This window comes from Riemerella columbina (assembly GCF_030517065.1).
Classification (GTDB): domain Bacteria; phylum Bacteroidota; class Bacteroidia; order Flavobacteriales; family Weeksellaceae; genus Riemerella; species Riemerella columbina_A.
In genome coordinates this window covers 71,208-93,907 of the sequence record NZ_CP103950.1, presented here as the reverse complement: position 1 = coordinate 93,907, position 22,700 = coordinate 71,208, and the positions used below count along the sequence as shown (strand labels likewise).

At 40.2% G+C, this 22,700-nt stretch carries 14 protein-coding genes and 2 pseudogenes; 8 read left to right on the top strand and 8 right to left on the bottom strand.

Annotated features, from left to right (window positions below):
• Window positions 1–71 precede the first annotated feature (71 nt).
• The 6 genes from sufC to NYR17_RS00390 all read right to left on the bottom strand — a co-directional run bounded on the left by sufC (window position 72) and on the right by NYR17_RS00390 (window position 7,833).
• Window positions 72–812, bottom strand: a complete 741-nt coding sequence (sufC, locus tag NYR17_RS00415; RefSeq protein WP_302505563.1) for a Fe-S cluster assembly ATPase SufC — start codon at window positions 810–812, stop codon at window positions 72–74.
• A gap of 431 nt (window positions 813–1,243) precedes the next feature.
• The gene (hemE, locus tag NYR17_RS00410) at window positions 1,244–2,272 is read right to left on the bottom strand and encodes a uroporphyrinogen decarboxylase (RefSeq protein WP_302505562.1); all 1,029 of its coding nucleotides are present in this window, start codon (window positions 2,270–2,272) and stop codon (window positions 1,244–1,246) included.
• 11 nt (window positions 2,273–2,283) lie between these two features.
• Window positions 2,284–2,958: a uroporphyrinogen-III synthase gene (locus NYR17_RS00405; protein WP_302505561.1), complete on the bottom strand. Its 675-nt coding sequence runs from the start codon at window positions 2,956–2,958 to the stop codon at window positions 2,284–2,286.
• Window positions 2,959–2,968: 10 nt separating this feature from the next.
• Window positions 2,969–3,889 (bottom strand): hydroxymethylbilane synthase, encoded by a 921-nt coding sequence (gene hemC / locus NYR17_RS00400; RefSeq protein WP_302505560.1) that lies wholly within the window; start codon window positions 3,887–3,889, stop codon window positions 2,969–2,971.
• Window positions 3,873–5,150, bottom strand: a complete 1,278-nt coding sequence (gene hemA, locus NYR17_RS00395; RefSeq protein WP_302505559.1) for a glutamyl-tRNA reductase — start codon at window positions 5,148–5,150, stop codon at window positions 3,873–3,875. The genes hemC and hemA overlap by 17 nt, the downstream gene beginning before the upstream one ends.
• A gap of 178 nt (window positions 5,151–5,328) precedes the next feature.
• A complete protein-coding gene (locus NYR17_RS00390) occupies window positions 5,329–7,833 on the bottom strand; it encodes an ATP-dependent Clp protease ATP-binding subunit (protein WP_302505558.1) in 2,505 nt (834 codons plus the stop codon).
• 150 nt (window positions 7,834–7,983) lie between these two features.
• Here NYR17_RS00390 and NYR17_RS00385 point away from each other — a divergent pair, with 150 nt between their 5' ends.
• The 5 genes from NYR17_RS00385 to trpS all read left to right on the top strand — a co-directional run bounded on the left by NYR17_RS00385 (window position 7,984) and on the right by trpS (window position 12,013).
• On the top strand, window positions 7,984–8,214 hold the full coding sequence (locus NYR17_RS00385; protein ID WP_302505557.1) for a uroporphyrinogen decarboxylase: 231 nt from the start codon (window positions 7,984–7,986) through the stop codon (window positions 8,212–8,214).
• Window positions 8,215–9,315 carry a glycosyltransferase family 4 protein gene (locus tag NYR17_RS00380; RefSeq protein WP_302505556.1) on the top strand — a complete coding sequence of 367 codons (1,101 nt, stop codon included), beginning with the start codon at window positions 8,215–8,217 and terminating at the stop codon, window positions 9,313–9,315. It abuts the gene before it with no gap.
• 201 nt (window positions 9,316–9,516) lie between these two features.
• Window positions 9,517–10,113 carry an RNA polymerase sigma factor gene (locus NYR17_RS00375; protein WP_302505555.1) on the top strand — a complete coding sequence of 199 codons (597 nt, stop codon included), beginning with the start codon at window positions 9,517–9,519 and terminating at the stop codon, window positions 10,111–10,113.
• A 199-nt stretch (window positions 10,114–10,312) separates the two neighbouring features.
• Window positions 10,313–11,008 carry a YjjG family noncanonical pyrimidine nucleotidase gene (locus NYR17_RS00370; protein ID WP_302505554.1) on the top strand — a complete coding sequence of 232 codons (696 nt, stop codon included), beginning with the start codon at window positions 10,313–10,315 and terminating at the stop codon, window positions 11,006–11,008.
• Between the two features lie 36 nt (window positions 11,009–11,044).
• Window positions 11,045–12,013, top strand: coding sequence for a tryptophan--tRNA ligase (gene trpS, locus NYR17_RS00365; protein ID WP_302505553.1), 969 nt, complete (start codon window positions 11,045–11,047; stop codon window positions 12,011–12,013).
• A gap of 124 nt (window positions 12,014–12,137) precedes the next feature.
• On the opposite strand, the gene rnr is transcribed toward trpS, so the two are convergent.
• Window positions 12,138–14,291: a ribonuclease R gene (rnr, locus tag NYR17_RS00360; RefSeq protein WP_302505552.1), complete on the bottom strand. Its 2,154-nt coding sequence runs from the start codon at window positions 14,289–14,291 to the stop codon at window positions 12,138–12,140.
• 357 nt (window positions 14,292–14,648) lie between these two features.
• On the opposite strand from rnr, the gene NYR17_RS00355 reads away from it, so the two are divergent.
• Window positions 14,649–17,330, top strand: coding sequence for a M4 family metallopeptidase (locus NYR17_RS00355; protein WP_302505551.1), 2,682 nt, complete (start codon window positions 14,649–14,651; stop codon window positions 17,328–17,330).
• 166 nt (window positions 17,331–17,496) lie between these two features.
• On the opposite strand, the gene NYR17_RS00350 is transcribed toward NYR17_RS00355, so the two are convergent.
• Window positions 17,497–18,042 (bottom strand): SPOR domain-containing protein, encoded by a 546-nt coding sequence (locus NYR17_RS00350; RefSeq protein ID WP_302505550.1) that lies wholly within the window; start codon window positions 18,040–18,042, stop codon window positions 17,497–17,499.
• A gap of 215 nt (window positions 18,043–18,257) precedes the next feature.
• Between NYR17_RS00350 and NYR17_RS00345 the strand changes: the two are divergent.
• Window positions 18,258–19,608 (top strand): annotated as a pseudogene (locus tag NYR17_RS00345) (c-type cytochrome).
• A gap of 24 nt (window positions 19,609–19,632) precedes the next feature.
• Window positions 19,633–22,684: pseudogene (locus tag NYR17_RS00340) on the top strand (TAT-variant-translocated molybdopterin oxidoreductase).
• Window positions 22,685–22,700: the final 16 nt, after the last annotated feature.

Here is a 22,700-nt window from a genome sequence, read left to right as displayed (position 1 = left end):
TTTAATCTTTTACCTTTCTAAAATGGAGGTTTAGAAAGCGTTGAGTTAAAAGTTATTTTAAACTTGCGCGACTATTTCACTAACCAATCGTAGCCTTTTTCTTCCAGTTCTAAAGCTAAGGATTTATCGCCTGTTTTGATGATTTTTCCGTCGGCTAAGACATGCACAAAATCGGGCTGAATGTAGTTTAAAAGCCTTTGGTAGTGAGTGATCAGAAGCACGGCATTGCCTTCATTTTTGAAGTGATTTACGCCTTCGGCTACAATTCTGAGGGCGTCTATATCCAGTCCAGAATCGGTTTCATCTAAAATGGCCAATTTAGGGTTGAGCATTAGCATTTGGAAAATTTCGTTTCGTTTTTTCTCGCCGCCAGAAAAACCTTCGTTGAGCGAGCGTGAAAGGAAATCTTTTCTAATCCCCAGTAAATCAGACTTTTCACGAATGAGTGCCAGCATTTCTTTGGCAGGCATATCCTCCAATCCATTGGCTTTGCGGGTTTCGTTAATCGCCGTTTTGATGAAGTTGGTCACCGTAACGCCAGGGATTTCCACAGGATACTGAAACGAAAGGAAAATCCCCTTGTGGGCGCGCTCTTCTGGGGCATCTTCCAACAGACTTTCGCCATCCAAAAGAATGTTGCCTTGGGTCACTTCAAAATTTTCGTTGCCAGCAATTACGGAAGATAGCGTGGATTTTCCAGCGCCGTTGGGTCCCATAATGGCGTGCACTTCCCCAGGGTTGATTTCTAACTGAATCCCCTTTAAAATTTCTTTATCTTCAACACTTGCGTGTAAGTCTTTTATTTTTAGCATATTAGTATATATTGTTTTTAATCTGTTCTAATTTTTCTTTTGATATTTTCGCGATGGATATAATATTTTCGTCCGCCATCCCCGAAGCGAGCATACTTTCTACCATCTCTATGATGGCTTCTTGTTTGCTAAAAATCAGGTGGTTTTGGGATACTCAATATTGCATCTTTTTCCGCTCAAATATTTTGCAAAGATATGAATTTTAAGGGATTTTTTGTGCTTGGAGCGGAAAACTTTAATCGCTGTGGTAGGGCTTGGTTTTTGAGCTGATATTAAAGAAATGTCATAATAGTAAAACCTATTTTATAATTTCTTTTGTTGATTATAGTTAAAAAGTCGTTGAAATTTAACTATGTTTAGGGTTAAAAACAGAAAAACGCCCAACAAACAATACTATCAGGCGTTTTTTTATTATCCAAAAATAATCAAAATTATTCCTTCCAATCTACTACGGCTTTAATGAAAGCCTCAGCGTTTTCTAATGGGATATTAGGGAGGATGCCGTGTCCTAAATTAACGATGTAGCGGTCTTTTCCGAACCTTCTAATCATCGTGTCTACCATTTTTTTAATGGTTTCTGGAGTGGAGTGGAGGCGGGCAGGGTCAAAATTCCCTTGGAGGGTCATCGTGTGGTTGGTGTACATTCTGGCGAGTTCTGGCGTAATAGTCCAATCAACGCCGAGGGCAGACACAGGACTGAGCACCATCTCTTCCAGCGCGAACCAACAGCCTTTACCAAAGACCACCACATGCGTGAGGGGACTTAGCGCCTCTACAATTTGCTTGATGTATCGCCAAGAGAACACCTCGTAGTCTTCTGGCGAAAGCATACCGCCCCAAGAATCAAAAATTTGAACGGCAGAAACGCCTTTTTCTACTTTTCTTTTAAGGTAGGCAATGGTGGTATCGGTTATTTTTTGTAAAAGTTGATGAGCGGCTTCGGGGTGCTGGAAGCAAAATGCCTTAGCGGTGTCAAAAGTTTTGCTGCCTTTGCCCTCTATACAATAGCAAAAAATCGTCCAAGGGCTACCTGCAAAGCCAATAAGCGGAATTTCATAATCCAATTTCTGTAGCGTGAGTTCTATCGCATCAAAAACATAACCGAGGGTGTCATCCACATCAGGAATTTCTATCGCCTCTATCTGTTCTTTGGTGCGGATAGGATTTTCCAGCCAAGGTCCTACGCCTTCTTTCATCTCAAAATGAATGCCCATAGCCTGAGGCACCACTAAAATATCCGAAAATAAAATAGCAGCATCCAGCGGAAAACGCCGAATCGGCATTAGGGTAATTTCTGCGGCTAACTCTGGGGTTTGGCAGCGCGTGAAGAAATCGTATTGGTCTCTGAGGGCTCTAAATTCTGGTAAAAAACGCCCTGCTTGGCGCATCATCCAAACGGGTGGACGCTCTACGGATTCCCCACGGAGGGCTTTAAGGTATAAATCGTTTTTTATTTTCATAAATCTTGTTTTTAATCGGGTTGTTTTATATGGTGTTTTATGGTGTGGAGTAAATCCTCCAAAGTCTGTTGTTGACTGGTGATCACGGGGTTTTGGCTCTGTTGTTTTAACGCTTTTTCTGTAGAAGTGCCTAAGGCGAAAAGGGTGGCATTGCCCAAAGTATTCTTCGCTAAAAAACTCTCTACGCCACTTGGGCTAAAAAACGCAATACCATCATATAGCGAGGTTATTTTGGGGTAAAGAAGTTGCGTTTCATAAACCGCTATGGGATGAAATGGGTAACCTTTGGCGGTGAGTCCATTTTTTAAAGTGTTGAGGCTTCTATTTCCGCAAAAATGTACAAATTGAGCTGTTTCCTCGCAAGGGTTTTCAAGGAGAAATTGAAGCAATTGTTCGGCATTTTTAGCCGTATGCAAGACTGGAATATTTAGGCGCTCCAATGCTGCCGCTGTTTTAGAACCAACGCAAAACACAGGCTCTTGTTGCCATTGAAAACCATTCTCTTGGAAGCCTTTAACGCTACTTACACTCGTTAATAAAAAGTGGGCGTGCTGAGGTAAATCGGTGGTTTGGGGCTTTATGATTTGGGTTTTGATGACCTCTTGGAAATCGCAATCCGCCACCTCTGATAAGTGGTGTTTTACTTCTGCCTCAATGCCGATTTTAGTGAAAAGAATGCGTTTCATTATAAAAAGCCTACGGTAGATTTTGCTTGATGGATTGCATAATGTCTTTGCCCCCACGGTTGAGGAGGTCTTGTGCCAAATGATAACCAAAATCTTGATGAGGTTCATATTTAAAAACCTCTTCTATTTCTAAAGAATCTTTACCGTTTAGGGAGGTCAGCTGCCCACGGAAGCGCACGGTATCATCATCAATAAATTCCGCAAAAGCGCCAATGGGAGCCGTACAGCCACCTTCTAAGGTTTGTAAAAAAAGGCGTTCTATCTCCACGCACTTTTGGGTAGGTTGGTGGTTGATGCGTTGTAAAGCCTCCGCAATATCGGCATCATCAGTGCGTCCTGCTATTGTTACCACCCCTTGGGCTGGTGCTGGCAACATAAAATGAAGCGGTTCATAGTGGAGGTCTAAATTAAGGCGCTTGATGCCTGCTAAAGAAAATAATGTGGCATCAGCAATGCCTTCTTCGGATAACTTTTTGAGGCGCGTTTGTACATTGCCACGGATGTCCACAAAAGCGGTATCTTTAAACTCACGAAGCCAAAAAGCCCGTCGCCGAAGGCTACTGGTGGCAATTTTCAGTTCGTGGAGGGGCAGATGTTGGGCTTTCTCAGCACGTACCAAAACATCTTGAGGGAAATCTCTTTCCAAATAAGCCCAAAGGCTGATGTTCTGCGGCAATTGTGTAGGGACATCTTTTAGTGAATGCACGGCAATATCAATCTCCGAGTTCAGCAGTGCCCAATCCAAATCTTTGGTAAACACGCCAGTAATGCCCATAGCGTATAGCGGTTGGTTGAGGTTTTTATCTCCAGAGGATACAATAGGGCAGATTTCTGTTCGGTACTGGTGTTGTTCTAATGCCTGTGCGACTTCTTGCGCTTGCCATAATGCCAACGGCGAGTTTCTGGTCCCTATTCTAATTGTGTTTTTCATTGAATTCTTCTATGGGTTGTTTCACGAAAATTTCATCCATCAACTTGGCAATTTCTTCGGCTTTCATAGGGTTGTCTATGATGTATTTTGCAAATCTATTGGTGATTTTTTGGATCAACTTATTGCTGAGCTCCATATCCTCTATGCCGATGTAGCGGTGCTTGCGGTAGAAATGGCGCATCTCATACTCCTCAATCCGTTGTAGTGAAGATTTAAACTGATGGATTTTTGGGGCGTATTTCCTTTTTTTCTCCCATTCTAAGAACTCTTTGCCCATTTCTTTGATGATGGCTTCCGCTTTTGGAATTTCCTTGCGGCGCTCTTCTATGGTTTCTTGTATTTGTTGGGAGAGCTCATCTACATCAATTAACTGCACTTGTGGTAGCTCTGCCACGGCTTTGTCCACATTGTGAGGGATGGATAGATCAATGATGAGCAAGTCTTTATTTTGAGGTAAATTTTCTTTGTGAATAATCGGTTGTGGGGCACCTGTCGCCACGATGAGAATATCAGCCTGTGCGATTTCCTCTTGATAATCAGAGAAATCAGCGTACGGGATTTGGAATTTATCCGCTACTTTTTGAGCGTTTTCTAAAGTCCTATTGATGATTTTAATATTAGGCTGGTAGAGGTGTTTCATAAGATTTTCCACCGTGTTTTGTCCAATCTCTCCCACGCCCAAAAGCAGGATTTTCTTATTTTGAAGCTGCCGCTGATGGTTCAGAATATAGTGCACAGCCGCATAGGAAACGGAGGCTGCGCCATTGCTAATGCCAGTTTCAGTTTTGATTTTTTTAGAAATTTGTATCGCGGAGTTGATGGCTCTTTCTAAGTAAGAGTTGGGTTTTCTTTTATAGGTTTTAAACCTTGTAAACGCCTTTTTAATCTGCGAAATAATTTCAAAATCGCCTAAAATCTGGCTCTCCAAACCTGCAGCCACGCGGAAGAGGTGGTTGAGGGCATCTTCGCTTTTTTTAACCTCACAATATTTGATGAAATCCACCAAACTCACGCCCACCGTGTTACAAAAAAGCTGTGCCACAAACATATAATTATGCGTGGTGGTGTAGATTTCCGTTCGGTTGCAAGTGGAAACCACAAAGGCATCGCCCATATTTTTATTATGGATATTCTGGACAAATTCTTTAATATGCTCATCAAAAAAAGCAAACCTTCCCCGAGTTTTGGTATCGGCTTTTTCAAAACTAATGCTCAGCACAGTAAAGTTGGCAGTCTGGTATGGATTATTTTTGTTTTGCATAGGATTTAAGAGGACAAAATTACGGTTTTTTCTGGTGATATGAAAATGATAATTTCTATATAAAATCGTTTGGTTAGATAAGGAAACATAGTCGTGATTTTTATATCAAAAAAAGCCCTAAAAATATTTTTAGGGCTTTCATCTAAAACTAAGATGATTGTAATAAAAGAGATGTTAATTAAGCGTTTTGCTTTTCTAAGGCATCTTTGGTTTCGTTGAGTTGGAGGACAATGGCCTCGCCCTCTTGGAGCTGTTTGGTCACTAAAAGCTCTGCCAGCAGGTCTTCTATATACTTCTGTACCGCTCTTTTTAGAGGTCTGGCACCGAAGTCTTTATCCCAACCTTTCTCCGCAATGAAGTCTTTGGCATCTTCTGTTAAACTCACCGTATAACCGAGTTTGTTGAGTCTTTCGTAGAGTTTATTCAGCTCTAAATCAATGATTTTTTTGATGTCTTCTTTTTCCAGCGAATTGAAAATGATAATATCATCAATTCTATTTAAAAACTCTGGTGCAAAGGCTTTCTTCAAGGCGCTTTCTATGGTATTTCTGGCATTGGCATCTACATTAGATTTCTTCGCAGTAGTGCCGAAGCCCACACCATCGCCAAAGTCTTTGAGGTGGCGCGTACCAATGTTAGAAGTTAGGATGATAATGGTATTTCTAAAATCAATCTTTCTGCCTAAACTATCGGTCACAAAGCCTTCATCTAAAATCTGCAATAGGAGGTTAAACACATCTGGGTGGGCTTTTTCTATCTCATCTAAAAGCACCACGGCATAGGGTTTTCTGCGCACGGCTTCGGTGAGCTGTCCGCCTTCCTCATAGCCTACATACCCTGGAGGCGCACCCACCAAGCGAGAAACGGCAAATTTCTCCATATATTCACTCATATCAATTCTGATGAGGGCTTCATCGGAGTTGAAGAGTTCTCGTGCCATCACTTTTGCCAATTCGGTTTTTCCGACGCCTGTGGTTCCAAGGAAAATGAAAGTACCGATTGGGCGGTTCGGGTCTTTGAGCCCAGCTCTGTTACGTTGTATGGCTTTCACTACTTTTTTTACGGCATTTTCTTGCCCAATAACCTTGCCATTAAGGTTTTGGTCCATTTCCGCCAATTTGTCTAACTCATTTTTGCCCACTTTGGTCACAGGAACGCCGCTCATCATTGAAACCACTTCGGCAACATTTTCTTCGGTGACCACTTCTTTCATTTCCTTAACTTCCTTATCCCAAGCCTCTTGTGCTAAGTTGAGCTCTATTTGTAAGCGCTCTTCCTCATCTTTAAGTCGGCGGGCTTCCAAATAATCTTGTGCTTTTACCGCTTTTTGCTTGAGATCTTTGGCTTCTTCTATTTTAGCCTCAAAATCAATAATTTCGGTAGGCACTTTCATATTTTTAATGTAAACCCTTGAACCCGCTTCATCCATCGCATCTATCGCTTTATCAGGAAGAAAACGGTCGGTAATGTATCTGGCGGTGAGGTTCACACACGCGTTAATGGCATCATCGGTATAAGTGACATTATGATGCTCCTCGTATTTGTCTTTAATCTGATAGAGAATTTGTATGGTTTCCTCTATGGAAGTAGGCTCCACCATTACTTTTTGGAAGCGTCTTTCTAAAGCACCGTCTTTTTCTATATTCTGTCGATATTCATCTAATGTTGTAGCACCAATGCATTGGATTTCGCCTCTGGCAAGGGCAGGTTTAAATATATTGGACGCGTCTAAACTCCCTGTGGAACCGCCTGCGCCTACAATGGTATGGATTTCATCAATAAAGAGGATAACATCTCTATTTTTCTCCAATTCTGTCATAATGGCTTTCATCCGCTCCTCAAACTGACCGCGGTACTTGGTGCCTGCCACTAAACTGGCTAAATCTAAGGTGATTACCCTTTTATTATAAAGCACTCGAGAAACTTTTTTCTGATAAATTCTAAGCGCTAAACCTTCGGCAATGGCGGATTTACCCACGCCAGGTTCCCCGATGAGGAGCGGGTTGTTTTTCTTTCTTCTCGATAAAATTTGAGAAACGCGCTCTATCTCCTTCTCGCGCCCAATCACAGGATCTAATTTCCCTTCTTTAGCGAGGTGGGTTAGGTCGCGCCCAAAGCTGTCTAATGTTGGCGTTTTGCTCTTGCCGCTTACCACGCTGCTGGAGGGGCGTCTGCTCTGTCCATAACTTTCTTGCTCCTCGCTTTCGCCATAGGTATTGTTCATTTTGGGGAGCATTCCGTTTTGTTGTAGCATATGTCGGTAGGCTTTTGCTACGGCTTCATAATCTACATCATAGCCTTCTAAAATCTGCGTGGTTGGGTCTTCCATTTTGTAGAGGATGCCCAAGAGAAGGTGCACGGTGTTGATATGGCCTGCTTTGTAGCTTCTGCTTTCTAAATCAGCTCTTTTAAGGGCATAATCAGCCATTTTAGTAAATGGAATCACCTCGGTTTCTTTGTTGAGGAGGGCATTATTCCCAATACTATTGAGCGCCTCTATTTTTCTTCTGATTTGAGTTAAATCAGCATTGAGGGTTTGTAATATTTCTCTTGCAGAATTGTCAGTTTTTAAGATGCCGAGGAGGAGGTGTTCTGTATTTAAGAACTCGCTTTCTAAGCGTCTGGCCTCGCTGGCACTGATTTTTAGGACTCTATCTAAGCCCTCTGAAAATTTGTTGTTCATTGGTAATCTCTCTTTTCTAAAGTTAAAAAAGATGGATAGAGTTTTTAATACTCTATTATCTGTCTCCCCAAATTTACAAAATCTTTACCAAACTAAAAAAATGACTTTATGGCATATTTTTTCATAACTTTGCCAAAAAATAAAAATCATATGAACTCAGAATTGGTAAATTATATTGGCTATGCCGCCTCGTTTTTTGTAGTGCTTAGTTTTGTGCTTAAAGATATTACCAGAATCAGATTGGTTAATTTAATAGGGTGCATTTGTTTTGTGATTTATGGCGTGTTTAGCGGTATGCTCTGGCCGATTATCATTCCGAACGCTATTCTGTGCTTTATCCAAGCTTATCATCTTCTGAAAAGTGGATCAAAAGCCTCGTAGATGCGGGTTATCGTTTCTGCGTTTAGTCCATTATCTACCGACCAAAGGATAGAGAAAGTCTGCCAAACGCTCCATCAGCATTATCCTGATTTACATTTAATTGGTAATGACTGGGGCGATGCATCATCGGTATCTCGTCCGTATGAAGTGAGTAAAATTGCTTTAAAATCTAAGATACTCCGTAGGGCGTATGTAGAGTTTAACTATCAGCTTTACCAAAAGTTGCTTGCTATAGCCGATAAAAATACTATTCTCCACGCGAATGATTTAGACGCATTATTACCCAACTATTGGGTGAGTCAAAAATTGGGCATTCCATTGGTTTATGATAGCCACGAAATATTTACCGAAATGCCTTCGCTCCAAGGGCGGTGGACCAAGCGTGTATGGCAACTTTTGGAACGCTCGGTGTTGCCAAAGGTAGCGCATATGATGACTGCCAGCCATAGTTATGCGGCGTGGTTTAGGCAGCATTATGGTCAATCGCCTGTGGTGGTTCAGAATTTCCCTTATCGCCAAAGAATAACAAAAACTAAAGAAGAATACCAACCTAAAATCGTGCTTTATCAAGGCGTCATCAATCCTTTTAGAGGGATAGACAAAGCCATTGAGGCTATGGCATATCTTCAAAATGTAGAATTCCTTATCGCTGGGGAGGGACCTAAAAAAAAGGAATACGAAGCTTTAACCCAACGGCTCGGCTTAGAGCATCGGGTGCGTTTTTTAGGGAGATTGTCGCCTCAGCAATTGAGAGAATTAACGCCCACTGCAGATGTGGGGCTAAGCATAGAAGAAAACGGTGGGCTGAGTTATTTTTACTCTTTACCGAATAAAGTGGCAGACTACATCCAAGCCAGAACGCCTCTTGTGATGTCTAAGTTCCCAGAAATGCAGAAAATTAATCAGCGCTATCGTGTAGGCGAGGTGCTCCATTCCCATACGCCAGAAGCCATTGCGGAAGCCATTCAGAAAGTGTTAAACCAAGGACAAAGCGCTTATCAAGAGGCTTTGGAAACCGCTGCCCACGACCTCTGTTGGGAAAACGAAGCGCCTAAAATCCTCCAACTTTATAATACGGTCATTGCCCAGCACCACGCGTAATACGGCGCAGTTTTAATTAAGCAATGAAAAAAAACTGTTAAAATCTCTTAATATTTACAAAAAAATATTATATTTGCTTCGTAAGAAAAATGGCTTATAGGAAAAACTTTACTATTTAATCAAAAAACATCAGATCTTTAACCGCTTTAGCCTTTGATTTGGGCTATGAGGTTTTTTGCGTGATGATAAAAAAGTAAAGTTATGAAATTTCAAGAAGACAGTTTACTAATCCGCCAATATCAGTCAGGCGAGGAGCCAGCGCTGGCGCGTTTAATAGAAAAACATCAGAAAGAACTTTTTACCTTTATATATTATAAAATTTTAGATGAAGATTTAGCGAATGATATTTTCCAAGATACCTTCGTTAAGATTATTATCAAGCTCAAATCTGGCGCCTACAAAGATGAAGGCAAGTTTATCCTTTGGGCTAAGCGCATTGCTCATAATTTGATTATAGACTTCTACCGCGTGACTTCCAAACGCAAAAAAGTCTCTGATACCACGCTCCGTCATCAAGATGAAGAGTTTTCTATTTTTGATAAAATCTGTGAACCCTCGGAGAATATAGAAGAGCAAATGATTACGACACAGATCAACGATGATTTGCTGATGATGCTCCAATGGCTGCCCGAAAGTCAGCAAGAAGTGATTAAGCTGAGGTTTTTTGATGGTTTGAGTTTTAAAGAAATCGCTGAACAAACAGGGGCGAGCATCAATACTACGCTGGGGCGCGTGCGCTATGCCGTGCTGAACCTCAGAAAGTTGATGAAAGAACACCAAATAATTTTAACCCGATAAGTAATAAATACCGTAGGCTTTTCGTTTAACAAAATAAAAAGAACAGCCTATGAATAATGTTTACAAAAGTGCACTCAAAGTGCTCCTTCCTAAACCCGCTACGGTCAAGTTTTTAACGGATTTTTCAAAATCAATAGTAGTGGTTCATTCTAAGTCAGGAGTCTTTATACTCTCAAAAAATTAACTACCTTTGCGCCTTATGAAAATAAGGCATATTTTTTTTGATTTAGACAACACCCTTTGGGACCATCGTAAAAATGCGAGGCTCACCTTAGAACAGTTATTTAAAAAATACCATATCCAAGACCGTATTCATGTGGATTTTGAGACCTTTCATCAGGTTTACCATACCATTAATGAAGACCTTTGGGCAAAAATCCGAGATGGCATCATTGATAAAGAAACGCTGAGAAAACACCGTTTTTATGATGTTTTCTTGCACTTTAGCTTAGATGATTTTGAGCTTTCTCAAATTTTTGAACATCAGTTTTTAGATGAAATCATCAGCTATAATGAGCTGGTGGAAGGCACCGTTCAGCTTTTAGAAGATTTAAAAGCAAAAGGTTACATCCTTCATATTCTATCAAATGGTTTTCAAGAGGTTACGAGTAGAAAACTGGAAGGAAGCGGCATTGCAACCTATTTTGAAACCGTAACCAGCGCTGATGAGGTCGGCTTGAGAAAACCGCACCCAGATTTGTTTCAATATGCATTAGATAAAGCCAAAGCCGAAAAATCAGAGTCATTTTTTATCGGTGATGATTGGATTGCCGATGCCCAAGGAGCAAAAAACTTTGGGTTGCCTGTGATCTTTTTTGATGCTTTAAACGAAGGTTTTTCAGATGATGGCATTATCAAAGTGGAGCGCTTGGCGGAAATCCCACAATACTTTTAAAAAATCATTATTTTTGCAACGATAAAAACAGAACAAATGTCAAGAATACTTACAGGAATACAAGCCACGGGAACCCCGCATTTAGGCAATTTGTTGGGCGCCATTATTCCAGCGATAGAACTCTCTAAAGCCTCTGATAATGAGTCTTTTCTATTCATTGCGAATATGCACTCCCTCACGCAGATTAAAAACGCTGAAGAACTGAAACAGAACACTTATGAAATTGCTGCGGCGTGGTTGGCGTGTGGTTTAGATACAGAAAAAACATTTTTCTATCGCCAGAGTGATATTCCAGAAGTTTGTGAATTATCGTGGTATTTATCGTGCTTTTTTCCTTACCAAAGGCTAACCTTGGCACATTCTTTTAAAGATAAAGCTGACCGTTTGGAAGATGTTAATGCAGGCTTGTTCACCTACCCTGTTTTAATGGCGGCAGATATTCTCCTCTATGATGCAGAGGTGGTGCCTGTGGGCAAAGACCAGTTGCAGCATTTAGAAATGGCGAGAGATATGGGCGCACGCTTTAACCACCAGATGGGCGAAACTTTTGTGCTTCCACAAGCAGAATTGCAGGAAAATACCAAGTATGTACCAGGTACAGATGGCAATAAAATGTCTAAATCCAGAGGGAACATCATCAATATTTTCCTACCTGAAAAGCAACTCAAAAAGCAAGTGATGTCCATAGAAACGGATTCTAAAACTTTGGAAGAACCTAAAGATCCAGAAACAGATAAGGTTTTTGCCATTTATCAACTCATCGCTACGCCAGAGCAAACCGAAGCTTTGCGCGAGAAATATCTTGCGGGCAATTTTGGCTATGGTCACGCTAAAACGGAACTTCTTAATCTGATTTTAGAAAAGTTTGAAAAAGAAAGAGTGCTGTTCAGCTATTATATGAGCCACCTCGATGAGCTTGAAGCGAAGTTAAAAGAAGGGGCAGAAAAAACCCGACCGATAGCACAAGAAACGCTAAAACGGGTGAGAGAACATTTGGGAATGTAATTTCTCCCAATTTAATCATTATAGAAAAAATATGATGTAAGTGCTTGTGAATAAGCACAATACTTTAACTGGATAAAAAATCCTCATCAGCCAACCTACTGATGAGGATTTTTATTTAATTTTTTTACTCAATCACCTTGAAATCCAATTGCTTGGCGATAAGGTTGGCTTTGGTCACTTTGATTTTGATAGGGTCGCCCAATTGGTAGCGGCGCCCTGTGCGAGCTCCATATACGGCGTGTGTTTTAGCATCGTATTGGTAGGAATCGTCCATTAAATCACGGAGTTTTATCAGACCTTCGGCGCCATTTTCAGGAATTTGTACCCAAAAGCCAAACTCTGCCACACCAGAGATCACGCCTTCAAAGGTTTCTCCCAAATGTTTTTCCATAAATTTAACTTGCATAAATTTAATAGAATCGCGTTCGGCATCGGCGGCTAAGCGCTCCATCATAGAGCAATGTTTGCATTTTTCTTCGTACTCAGCGCGGTTAGGCGATTTGCCTTTATCTAAATAATGTTGCAATAAACGGTGGGCAATCACATCTGGATAACGGCGGATTGGCGAGGTAAAATGCGTATAATACTCAAAGCCTAAACCGTAATGCCCCAGTGGCTCTGTGGAATACACTGCCTTGCTCATCGAGCGCATGGCTAAGGTTTCTATCATATTTTCTTCGCCTTTGCCTTTCACGGCTTTTAGGAGAGCGTTCATACTTTCTGCCACTTTTTTGGTGTTGGCGAGGTCCATTTTGTAACCAAAAGTCGCCACAAAATCTCGTAGAGCGGCTAATTTTTCTGGGTCGGGATCATCGTGAACACGGTAAATAAAGGTGTTGCCAGAAGGCTCTTTGCGATGGTTGAGGGAGATAAATTCCGATACTTTTCTGTTGGCTAATAGCATAAACTCCTCGATGAGGTGGTTGGCATCTTTGCTCACTTTAAAGTAAACGCCGATGGGCTCGTGGTTTTCATCAAGGTTGAAACGAACTTCGCTGCGGTCGAAGGTAATGGCACCGTTTTGAATTCTTTCTTTTCGCATAATTTTTGCCAAGCGGTTCAGGGTCAGGATTTCTTCCGCCAAATCGCCAGTTTGGGTTTCTATGCGCTCTTGGGCTTCTTCATAAGTGAACCTGCGGTCAGAGTGGGTTACGGTACGCCCAAACCATTCTTTAACCACTTCGGCTTTGTCGTTCATTTCAAAAACGGCGGAGAAGGTGTATTTGTCTTCATTAGGGCGAAGGGAGCACACGCCGTTGCTCAGCACTTCTGGGAGCATGGGCACCACTCTATCCACCAAATAGACGGAGGTGGCGCGTTGGTAGGCTTCTTCATCCAGCAATGTGCCAGGCTTTACATAATGGGATACATCAGCGATGTGAACGCCAATTTCCCAATTTCCATTTTTGAGTTTTCTGATGGATAGGGCATCATCAAAATCTTTGGCGTCTTTGGGGTCAATGGTAAAAGTGAGGATGGAGCGCATATCCCAGCGTTTTTTGACCTCTTCAGGGTCTATATTTTGGTCTATGGCATTGGCTTCTTGCTCCACTGCTTCAGGGAATTGATATGGCAATCCGTACTCGGCTAAAATAGAGTGTATTTCGGTTTCGTGCTCACCAAGGAGCCCTAAAACTTGGATGATTTCTCCATCAGGATTTTTTTCATTGGGTTTCCAGTCGAGCATTTTCACGATGACTTTGTCGCCATTTTTAGCACCATTGATTTTGGATTTAGGCACGAAAATATCGGTGTTGATTTGCTTTTTATCACAAACCACAAAACCGAAATCTTTATGCTTGATGAACTCAAAAGTGCCTACAAATTCCTCTCTGTTTCGTTCCAGTACTTCTAAAACGGAGCCTTCTAATTTTTTAGATTTGAAATGATAGGTCACAATGAGGACTTTATCGCCCTGCAAGGCATCTTTTACATTTTTAGAGTGGATGAAAATGTCTTCCTCTAAACCTTCCACGCGCACATAGGCGTTGCCCGTTTGGTTGAAGTCTATAATGCCGGTTAGGGTGTCTTTAATTTTAAGGTTGATGATATATTTGCCTTTCTCTACTTCTTTTATTTTCTCCTCTGCGATGAGCTTGTGGAGGGCTTGAATGACTAATTCCCGTTGGCGTGGGTTTTTGTAATCAATGCCGTCCGAGATTTGTTTATAATTATAAATTTTGGAAGATTGTTGTTTCATAAATTTTAAGATGAGTCTTCCAATTTCTTTGAGTTTACCGTCGTTTTTTTGGGATATATATTTTCTTTTTTTTGCCATTTCTTAGTGAATTTTAAGGTCAATTGATACAAAGGTAATGTAAATAACTTATATAGACTTTATTTTGTAAAAAATGAAGTGCTATTTAAACAAAATTTAATCTGTTTTGGGGTGTTTTTAATTTAGAATTATTATAAATTAATATTTTAATGAGGCTTAAAAAATGAATATTTATTAAAAATATTGAAATATTTTACAGATGACTCAAAAATGAGCCTGAAATAAAGTTTGTTTTTGTGAATTCAATAAATTGATAAAAATACTTGATATGTTAAAAGTGAAACTATTTATATTATTTTATATATTTGTTCGTTTGATTAGTAAAAAAATAATTTTGTTTAGTAAAAAAAATTACAAATGAAAAGAAAGTTACTTCTACCGCCTACTGTTTTGTTTACAGCAGTGTTGTTTTTTGGGCAAGAAGCTCATCAAACTAATGAACAGTTAGGAATGTTTAGTAAAACATTAAGTTTTGAAACCACTAATGCTCCTGATTTTGTTTTAGGACAATTGGTATTAGATGAATCCTCAAAATCTTTGAGAGATTTGCCTAAGCTAAAATTGCTCCAATCAGAAAAAGATAATGTAGGGATTACGCATTATCGCTATCAACAAATGCTGAATGGCTACCCTGTGGAAGGGGCTTCTGTGGTGCAGCATGTAAAAGATGATAAAGTGATTTCTCAGAATGGAGAGATCGTAAAAACTTTTTCTAATCAACTGTTATCCACAAAACAGCCTAAAATTTCAGAAACAAAAGCGCTGGATTTAGCAATTGCTTTTATGGGTGCTGAGGCTTATAAGTGGGAAGACCCTAAAGAGGAAGAATTTCTAAAAGCGGAAACAGGAAATCCAGAGGCTACATTTAAACCAGAAGGAACTTTGGTATACTATGCGCCAGGTGCGGAGTTTAAACCAGAAAATTTAAGACTTGCGTATAAATTTGATATTTATGCCGCAAAACCTTTAGATAGAAAAATTGTATATATTGATGCCGAAAATGGATCCGTTTTAGGGACTGAAGATAAGATAAAGCATTTTTGTAACAATCCATTGCACCTTCACGGAGCGGAAGGAGAGGCTAATGTAGCAGCGTTGCCAGAGTCTTATATGCCTAATTCTACGGCTAATGGAACAGCGTTCACAGCGTATAGTGGCACAAGGGCTATTGTTACAGATTATACAGGAAGTACCTATAGACTAAGAGATAATACCCGCGGAAATGGTATAGAAACTTACAATTTAAAAAGAGGAACCAATTATTATAATGCTGTAGATTTTACAGATTCTGATAATAATTGGAACAATAGAAATACTTATTTGGACCAATATGCAACAGATGCACACTGGGGCTCTGAAATGGTGTATGATTTTTATAAAAATACACTGAACAGAAATGGGATAGACAATAGAGGGATGAAAATGCTGAGCTATGTTCATTATGGTACCAATTATGTTAATGCATTTTGGGATGGTAGTAGAATGACTTATGGTGATGGGAACTATAGCTACAAGCCGTTGGTATCTCTAGATATTGTAGGTCACGAAATGACCCATGGGGTTACAGAGCGGTCTTCGGGGTTAGCTTATAGAGGGGAGTCGGGAGCGTTGAATGAAGCGTATAGCGATATTCTCGGAGTAGCTGTAGATTTCTGGGCTCGTCCTAATCAAGCCAATTGGACTATGGGGGAAGAAATTGGAGCGGCGTTCAGAAGTATGATTAACCCTAATCAATACTCTCAACCAGATACTTATAAAGGAACTAAGTGGGTGTCTACTGAAGGGTGTGTGCCAAGCAGGTCTAACGACCAGTGTGGGGTGCATACTAACTCAGGGGTGCTTAACTATTGGTTCTATTTACTTGTGAATGGCGGAAGAGGTACTAATGATTTAGGCAATACTTTCAATGTTTCAGGCATAGGAATCACTAAAGCAACGGCTATTGCTTACAGAACTAATGTATATTACCTTACTTCTTCATCTAATTATGCAGATGCAAGAACTTATTCTATTAAATCGGCTGAAGATTTGTATGGTGCTAACAGTAATGAGGTAAAGCAGGTTAAAAATGCATTTCATGCTGTAGGTATTGGTTCTGCAGCGGGAGATACACCAACCACGCCACCAACGGCTTGTAATACACCAACAGGCTTAGTGTCTACCAATATTACTTCTTCAGGGGCTAAATTACTTTGGGATGCCGTTTCTGGAGCCACAGGATATACCGTGGAATACAAAGCTGCTACGGATTATTCATATTCAGCAAGTGATGTACAATCTGCAGGCGCTATTTTATCAGGGCTTGATTCAGGAACGACTTATAATTGGAGGGTTAAAACCAAATGTAACTCTTCTACAAGTAACTATGCGAGTGCTCAGTTCACAACAACTTCATCATCTTCAGGATGTAATGGTGCTTTTGAGCCTAATAACTCTACAGGAACAGCAACAGAGATTACAGCTTTAAATGCCGATTACAATGCATCAATAGAAACTTCTTATGATGTAGACTATTACAAAGTCTCTTTCTCTTCAGGAGGAACATTAACCGTGAAATTGACAGGATTAACTCATGATGTGGATTTAGCGCTTTACAATAGTTCAGGCTACCGAGTGGTGAGTTCTCAAAAATCAGGAACTGCAGACGAAAAACTATATTATAGAGCATCAGCAGGAACTTACTACATTAAAGTTTATCCTTATTCTGGATCTAACCCAAATGCTTGCTACACACTTAGAATAGAGCCAGGCTATACTATAGCAGGTAATGCCGGAGTGGTTGCGGAAGAAGCTAATAGTGATGGCGGTTATAGCGTTTATCCTAATCCAGCAACAGATGTAATTAACATTAAAGTGCCAGAAAAATTAGTAGCGAATACAACGGTACATATCTATGATTTATCTGGTAAAAAAGTAATTACAACAGGTATAGAAGGAAAAGGACAAATCAATATCTCGAGATTACCAAAAGGTGTTTATACAGCTAAGGTAGATACAGGAGATGGAGAATCTACGGTGCTTAAATTTATCAAGAAATAAATTGAAAACCAAAAAGTAAAAATGAAAGGAAAGTCAAGGTAGGTCAATTGCTTACCTTGATTTTTTTTTGATGCAATGACATACGAGATACACTTCTAAAACATAAAAAATCGCTATAGTGTCTACTATAACGATTTTTTTATTTTGATAATATCTTAAATGCTTCCTATAAAGCATCAGTACAGAAAATCATATACTTTACAGGGATAGCATTTTTAAAGAAAGCTTTGATTTTTCTTAAATCGCTGGAGGCATCTTCTTTGGTGAAGTAACTCCCTGCGAGCACCTTATAATTAGGTCTTAGCGAGGCATCTTGCTGTACTTTAATATAAGGAAACTTCCGTCTGAAATAAAGCGCCACTTCATCCGCTTCGGCTTTGCTTTTTACTACGGCAAGTTGTATTTTAACCCCTAAAATCCGAGGATTCTTTCTGCAAATTTCGGCATTGGTTAGCGCTTTGTTGGGCGTATTTACTTTTGGTGCAGTGACGGGGTTTCTGCTTTCATAAGAATTGCTAGAACTATTGTTGGCGCTACTTTTTTTACATTTATTCTCCAAATTGTCTAAAACTTGACTTACATTTTGATCCGTGGTAATGGTAAGTTCCGTATTTTTTATCGTATCCTTTTTTACAACGAGCTGTGCGGTTGCTTTTTGGACGCTCACAACGGAAAATAGACAACTGAAAATAAAGACTGATAATGATTTCATCTTGTGTTTAAATTTATATTCCGCAAAAATACTAAAACTGCCAAAACTACCAAGTTGAAAAATGAAAATATTACGCTATTTAATTTAGAATGGTTACAAATTAAAGGAATATGATAATTTGCATCGCTTTCTGTCTGTTAATTTTCTGTTAAAGTCTTATTTTTGCCCAACTGAATGTAGAATTCAAAACGATTTAATAACCCAAGATTATATAAATGATTAGTTGGAGAAAGCATTACAAAAAGGGATTGATAGCCATAGGATTATTGCTATCAACAGGTGCTTCTGTCTATGCGCAGGATGCCGCAAGCGGTGACCCAAAGAATGGTGAGACGCTATTTAAAACCAATTGTGCTGCCTGTCACGCCTTAGATAAGCAGATGGTGGGGCCAGCACTTGGCGGTGTGGTAGATCGGTTAAAATCCGACCAAAACTTAGGTACAGATTGGCTTCATAAATGGATTAAGGACAATAAAGCCTTAAGAGCCTCTGGCGATAAATACGCTAACGAGGTGTATGAGAAGTTCAATAAAACGGAGATGACGCAGTTTACGAGCTTGTCTGACCAAGATATTGATGATATTTTGGCGTACACCACCAACCCTCCAGCAGAAGAGCCTGCAGCAGCTGATGCCGCTACGGAGGTCAATAGCTTAGATGCGATTAAAGCAGAGCAGAAACAGAAAAATGATTCTACAATTGTTCTGATTTCTCTGTTATTTATTGCAGCGCTATTGGTTTGGTTATTGGTAAAACTAAGACAATTGGTAAAACTCAACCAAACGGAAGAGCTTTCTGAGTTAGACGAAACCAGAATAAAATCTTTCGGCGAGTTGTATGAAAAATACCACTATGTAGGCAAAGGCTTACTGGCTGTACTTACCGTTCTTGCCGTGTATGGCGTTTGGAACTGGCTAATGTGGGTAGGGGTTTACAAAGGTTACCAACCAGAACAGCCGATTTATTTCTCTCACAAAATCCACGCTGGGGAAAACAAAATAGACTGTCAGTTTTGTCACTCTGGGGCTAAATATGGAAAAGTTTCCGAAATCCCTTCTATGAATGTGTGTATGAACTGCCACAAAAATATTTCTGAATACAAAGGAAAATATGTGGAAGAAGGCAAGTCTAAAGAATTCTACACGGGTGAGATTAAGAAAATCTATGCCGCTGTAGGTTGGGATGAGGCTACACAATCTTACACAGGGGAAAACACAACCTGTGGAGTGGACAAGAATCCACAATATGCCAGATTTCGTGTACTTTAACCACTCTCAGCACGTGGTGGCAGGAGAGGCTGTCATTAAGAAAGCTAAAAATGTAGACGTCGTTTGTAAAGCGTGTCACGGAGCTATAGATACCATGAATGTGGCTAAAATGGCTAACGATTTCACAATGGGATGGTGTATAGACTGTCACAGAACCACAGAAGTGGATATGAACAACGAGTACAATAAAGAGTATTTCAAAAACTTACACGATAAGTTGAAAAAACAATACGGCAGTGGCACTAAGATTACAGTAGATGCTATTGGTGGATTAGAGTGTGGTAAATGTCATTATTAATAATAGAAAACTAAGAAGTATCAAATGGCTTCAAATAAAATACAATTCAGAAGTATTCACGAGTTAAAAAGACCCGTCGCTAAACGCGAAACTGGCTCAGAAAGAATTTCAAAACGAAATTCCTGTAGATGAGTTCTTGGGTAATGAGGATAAAATGAATAACTCCGGAACTAGCAGAAGAGATTTCCTCAAACTTTTAGGGTTCTCTACTGCAGCCGTTACTTTGGCGGCTTGCGAGGCTCCGGTGATTAAAACCATTCCTTATGTGGTTAAACCTCACAACATTATCCCTGGGGTGCCTAACTACTTTGCATCTACCTTTTTTGATGGGTATGATTTCGCAAGTGTTTTGGTAAAAACCAGAGAGGGTAGACCAATTAAAATAGAACCGAATCCAGTTGCAGGTTCCTTAGGAACAACCAATGCAAGGGTGCAGGCGGGATTGTTGGCATTATATGATAATGATAAACTAAAACAGCCTAAATTAGACGATAAAGATGCAACTTTTGATCAAGTTGATGATTTCGTTCTTAAAGGTTTAGCCGAGGCGCAAGCTTCTAATAAGAAGATTGTTTTATTATCACATTCTTTTGCCAGCCCTACATTTAAGAAACTTTTTGGCGAATTTAAAGCCAAATATCCTAATGCAGAATTGGTAACTTATGATGCCATTCCTTACACGGCGGCTTTAGATGCGGCAGAAGAGGTGTTTGGGCAGAGAGCATTGCCGGTTTACGACCTTTCTCAAACCGAATTGGTAGTTTCTTTCCAAGCGGATTTCTTAGGCAATTATAACGCAGGAAGCCTTGAAACTTCTTATGCAGCAGCCAAAAAACCAGGTGCTAATATGCTTCGCCATATTCAGGTGGAGTCTAATATGTCACTCACGGGGGCTAATGCAGATACGCGTTTAAGAATGAAGCCAACCGAAGTGAATAAAACTTTAGTTGAGGTTTACAATGCGCTGAATGGCGGTTCTTCTAATGCGGTGGCTAACAAAATCGCTAATGAACTTAAAGCCAAAGGCAGCAAGGCTGTGGTCTTCGCTGAGGGCTCTAAAGGGGCTTATGTATTGGCACATTTAATCAACCAAAAGTTAGGTTCTGTTGCCTTCACAGGGAAAGCCAACTATCTGAAAGAATTTAACGGACAGAAATTCAACGAGTTCTTATCTTGGCTTAAAGCAGGGCAAGTGGGCGTGCTCATCTCTAATGATGTGAACCCAATTTACTCTTACCACAAAGGGGCAGAGCTCAAAGAAGCGTTCAAAAAAGTACCTTACCATATTGCGGTAGCACAGAAAAAAGATGAATTATACCAAACCGCTAAGGCAGCCATTCCTGTAGCCAATTGGTTAGAGTCTTGGGGAGATTTAATGCCTGAAACTGGCGTTTATTCCTTAATGCAGCCTACCATCCAAAAAATTTACAAATCAAGACAGATTGAAGAATCTCTATTGGTTTGGACCAATGGTAAAGATCAACCCAATAACGATTATTATACTTATTTAAAAGCCAGTGCAGCCAATATTTTAGGCGATATTTCTTTCAACAAAGCCTTATATAACGGTTACAACGCAGTGTCTGGCGGTGCAGGTTTATCTTATGTAGATGGTAATGCTGGTGCGGCAGTGGCAGATTTAAACCAACTGAAGCCAAGCCAGTTTGAATTACAACTTTACACTAAAACTTCTATGGGTGATGGTACGCAGGCCAACAACCCATGGTTACAAGAATTACCAGACCCTATTTCCAGATTGTCTTGGGACAACTATTTAACTATTTCTCCAAAAGATGCACAAGATTTAGGTCTTGAGAACGAACTGAACGGAAGGATGCAGTTAGATGGTTCTAAGGTTAATGTTACCGTGAACGGCGTTACCATTAAAGATGTCCCTGTGTTTATCCAACCAGGGCAAGCCGATGGTTCTGTGGGGTTAGCTTTAGGTTATGGTAAAAAAGATGCTGGAAAAGTAGCAGAAACTGGGGTGAATGCTTATCCATTATTTGATGGCAATCAGTTCTCTGTTTCTAATATCAAAATAGAAAAAACATCAGGGGAACACGAGTTTGCAGGTATGCAGTTGCAAAATACTCTAATGGGTCGTTATGAAATTGCAAAAGAGGTGTCTTTAGATACTTTCCTTAATGTGAAGTTTGATGATGAGCACCACGGCTGGAACAAACCATTGGAATACCACACGCTAAGCGGCTCACTCCCAGCAGGGAAAATCGACCTTTGGGATGCCTATGATGATACCGACGGTCCTCACTTTAACCTTTCTATTGACCTAAACTCTTGTACAGGTTGTGGCGCGTGTATCATTGCTTGTCAAGCCGAGAACAATGTACCAGTCGTAGGAAAAGACGAGGTGCGGATGTCCAGAGATATGTATTGGTTGAGAATAGACCGTTACTACTCTGCGAAAGAGAAAATAGAAGTAAAAGAAGGTATTGATAGAGGTCTTGATGTACCAAAACTTTACGATATTTTAATAGAACCAAACGAAAGTCCAGATGTGATTTTCCAACCAGTGATGTGCCAGCACTGTAACCACGCCCCTTGTGAAACGGTGTGTCCAGTAGCGGCAACTTCTCACGGTAAACAAGGACAAAACCAAATGGCTTACAACAGATGTATCGGTACCAGATACTGTGCTAACAACTGTCCTTATAAAGTAAGAAGATTCAACTGGTTTACTTATAACCTCAATGATAAGTTTGACTTCAATATGAATAACGACTTAGGTAGAATGGTCCTTAACCCAGATGTGGTGGTAAGAACCAGAGGGGTTATGGAGAAATGTTCTATGTGTATCCAGATGACGCAGAGCGTGATTTTGGAAGCGAAGAAAGAAGGTAGAGTAGTGGCAGATGGCGAGTTCCAAACCGCTTGTTCTAAAGCTTGTTCTACAGGAGCAATGAAGTTCGGAGATATGAACGACAAAAACTCTGAGGTAAGAGCATTATTCAATGATGATAGAAGATACTTCTTGTTAGAAGAAATAGGCACCAAGCCGAATGTATTCTATCATACCAAGGTGAGAAATAGAAAAGAAGAAGAAAATAAAATTTAATTATAAATAGGTAAAA

What these genes read in the sequence shown, in the direction of transcription:
- sufC (WP_302505563.1), bottom strand. Translation starts at nt 812, where the DNA reads ATGCTAAAAATAAAAGACTTACACGCAAGTGTTGAAGATAAAGAAATT.
- hemE (WP_302505562.1), bottom strand. Translation starts at nt 2,272, where the DNA reads ATGAAAATAAAAAACGATTTATACCTTAAAGCCCTCCGTGGGGAATCC.
- NYR17_RS00405 (WP_302505561.1), bottom strand. Translation starts at nt 2,958, where the DNA reads ATGAAACGCATTCTTTTCACTAAAATCGGCATTGAGGCAGAAGTAAAA.
- hemC (WP_302505560.1), bottom strand. Translation starts at nt 3,889, where the DNA reads ATGAAAAACACAATTAGAATAGGGACCAGAAACTCGCCGTTGGCATTA.
- hemA (WP_302505559.1), bottom strand. Translation starts at nt 5,150, where the DNA reads ATGCAAAACAAAAATAATCCATACCAGACTGCCAACTTTACTGTGCTG.
- NYR17_RS00390 (WP_302505558.1), bottom strand. Translation starts at nt 7,833, where the DNA reads ATGAACAACAAATTTTCAGAGGGCTTAGATAGAGTCCTAAAAATCAGT.
- NYR17_RS00385 (WP_302505557.1), top strand. Translation starts at nt 7,984, where the DNA reads ATGAACTCAGAATTGGTAAATTATATTGGCTATGCCGCCTCGTTTTTT.
- NYR17_RS00380 (WP_302505556.1), top strand. Translation starts at nt 8,215, where the DNA reads ATGCGGGTTATCGTTTCTGCGTTTAGTCCATTATCTACCGACCAAAGG.
- NYR17_RS00375 (WP_302505555.1), top strand. Translation starts at nt 9,517, where the DNA reads ATGAAATTTCAAGAAGACAGTTTACTAATCCGCCAATATCAGTCAGGC.
- NYR17_RS00370 (WP_302505554.1), top strand. Translation starts at nt 10,313, where the DNA reads ATGAAAATAAGGCATATTTTTTTTGATTTAGACAACACCCTTTGGGAC.
- trpS (WP_302505553.1), top strand. Translation starts at nt 11,045, where the DNA reads ATGTCAAGAATACTTACAGGAATACAAGCCACGGGAACCCCGCATTTA.
- rnr (WP_302505552.1), bottom strand. Translation starts at nt 14,291, where the DNA reads ATGGCAAAAAAAAGAAAATATATATCCCAAAAAAACGACGGTAAACTC.
- NYR17_RS00355 (WP_302505551.1), top strand. Translation starts at nt 14,649, where the DNA reads ATGAAAAGAAAGTTACTTCTACCGCCTACTGTTTTGTTTACAGCAGTG.
- NYR17_RS00350 (WP_302505550.1), bottom strand. Translation starts at nt 18,042, where the DNA reads ATGAAATCATTATCAGTCTTTATTTTCAGTTGTCTATTTTCCGTTGTG.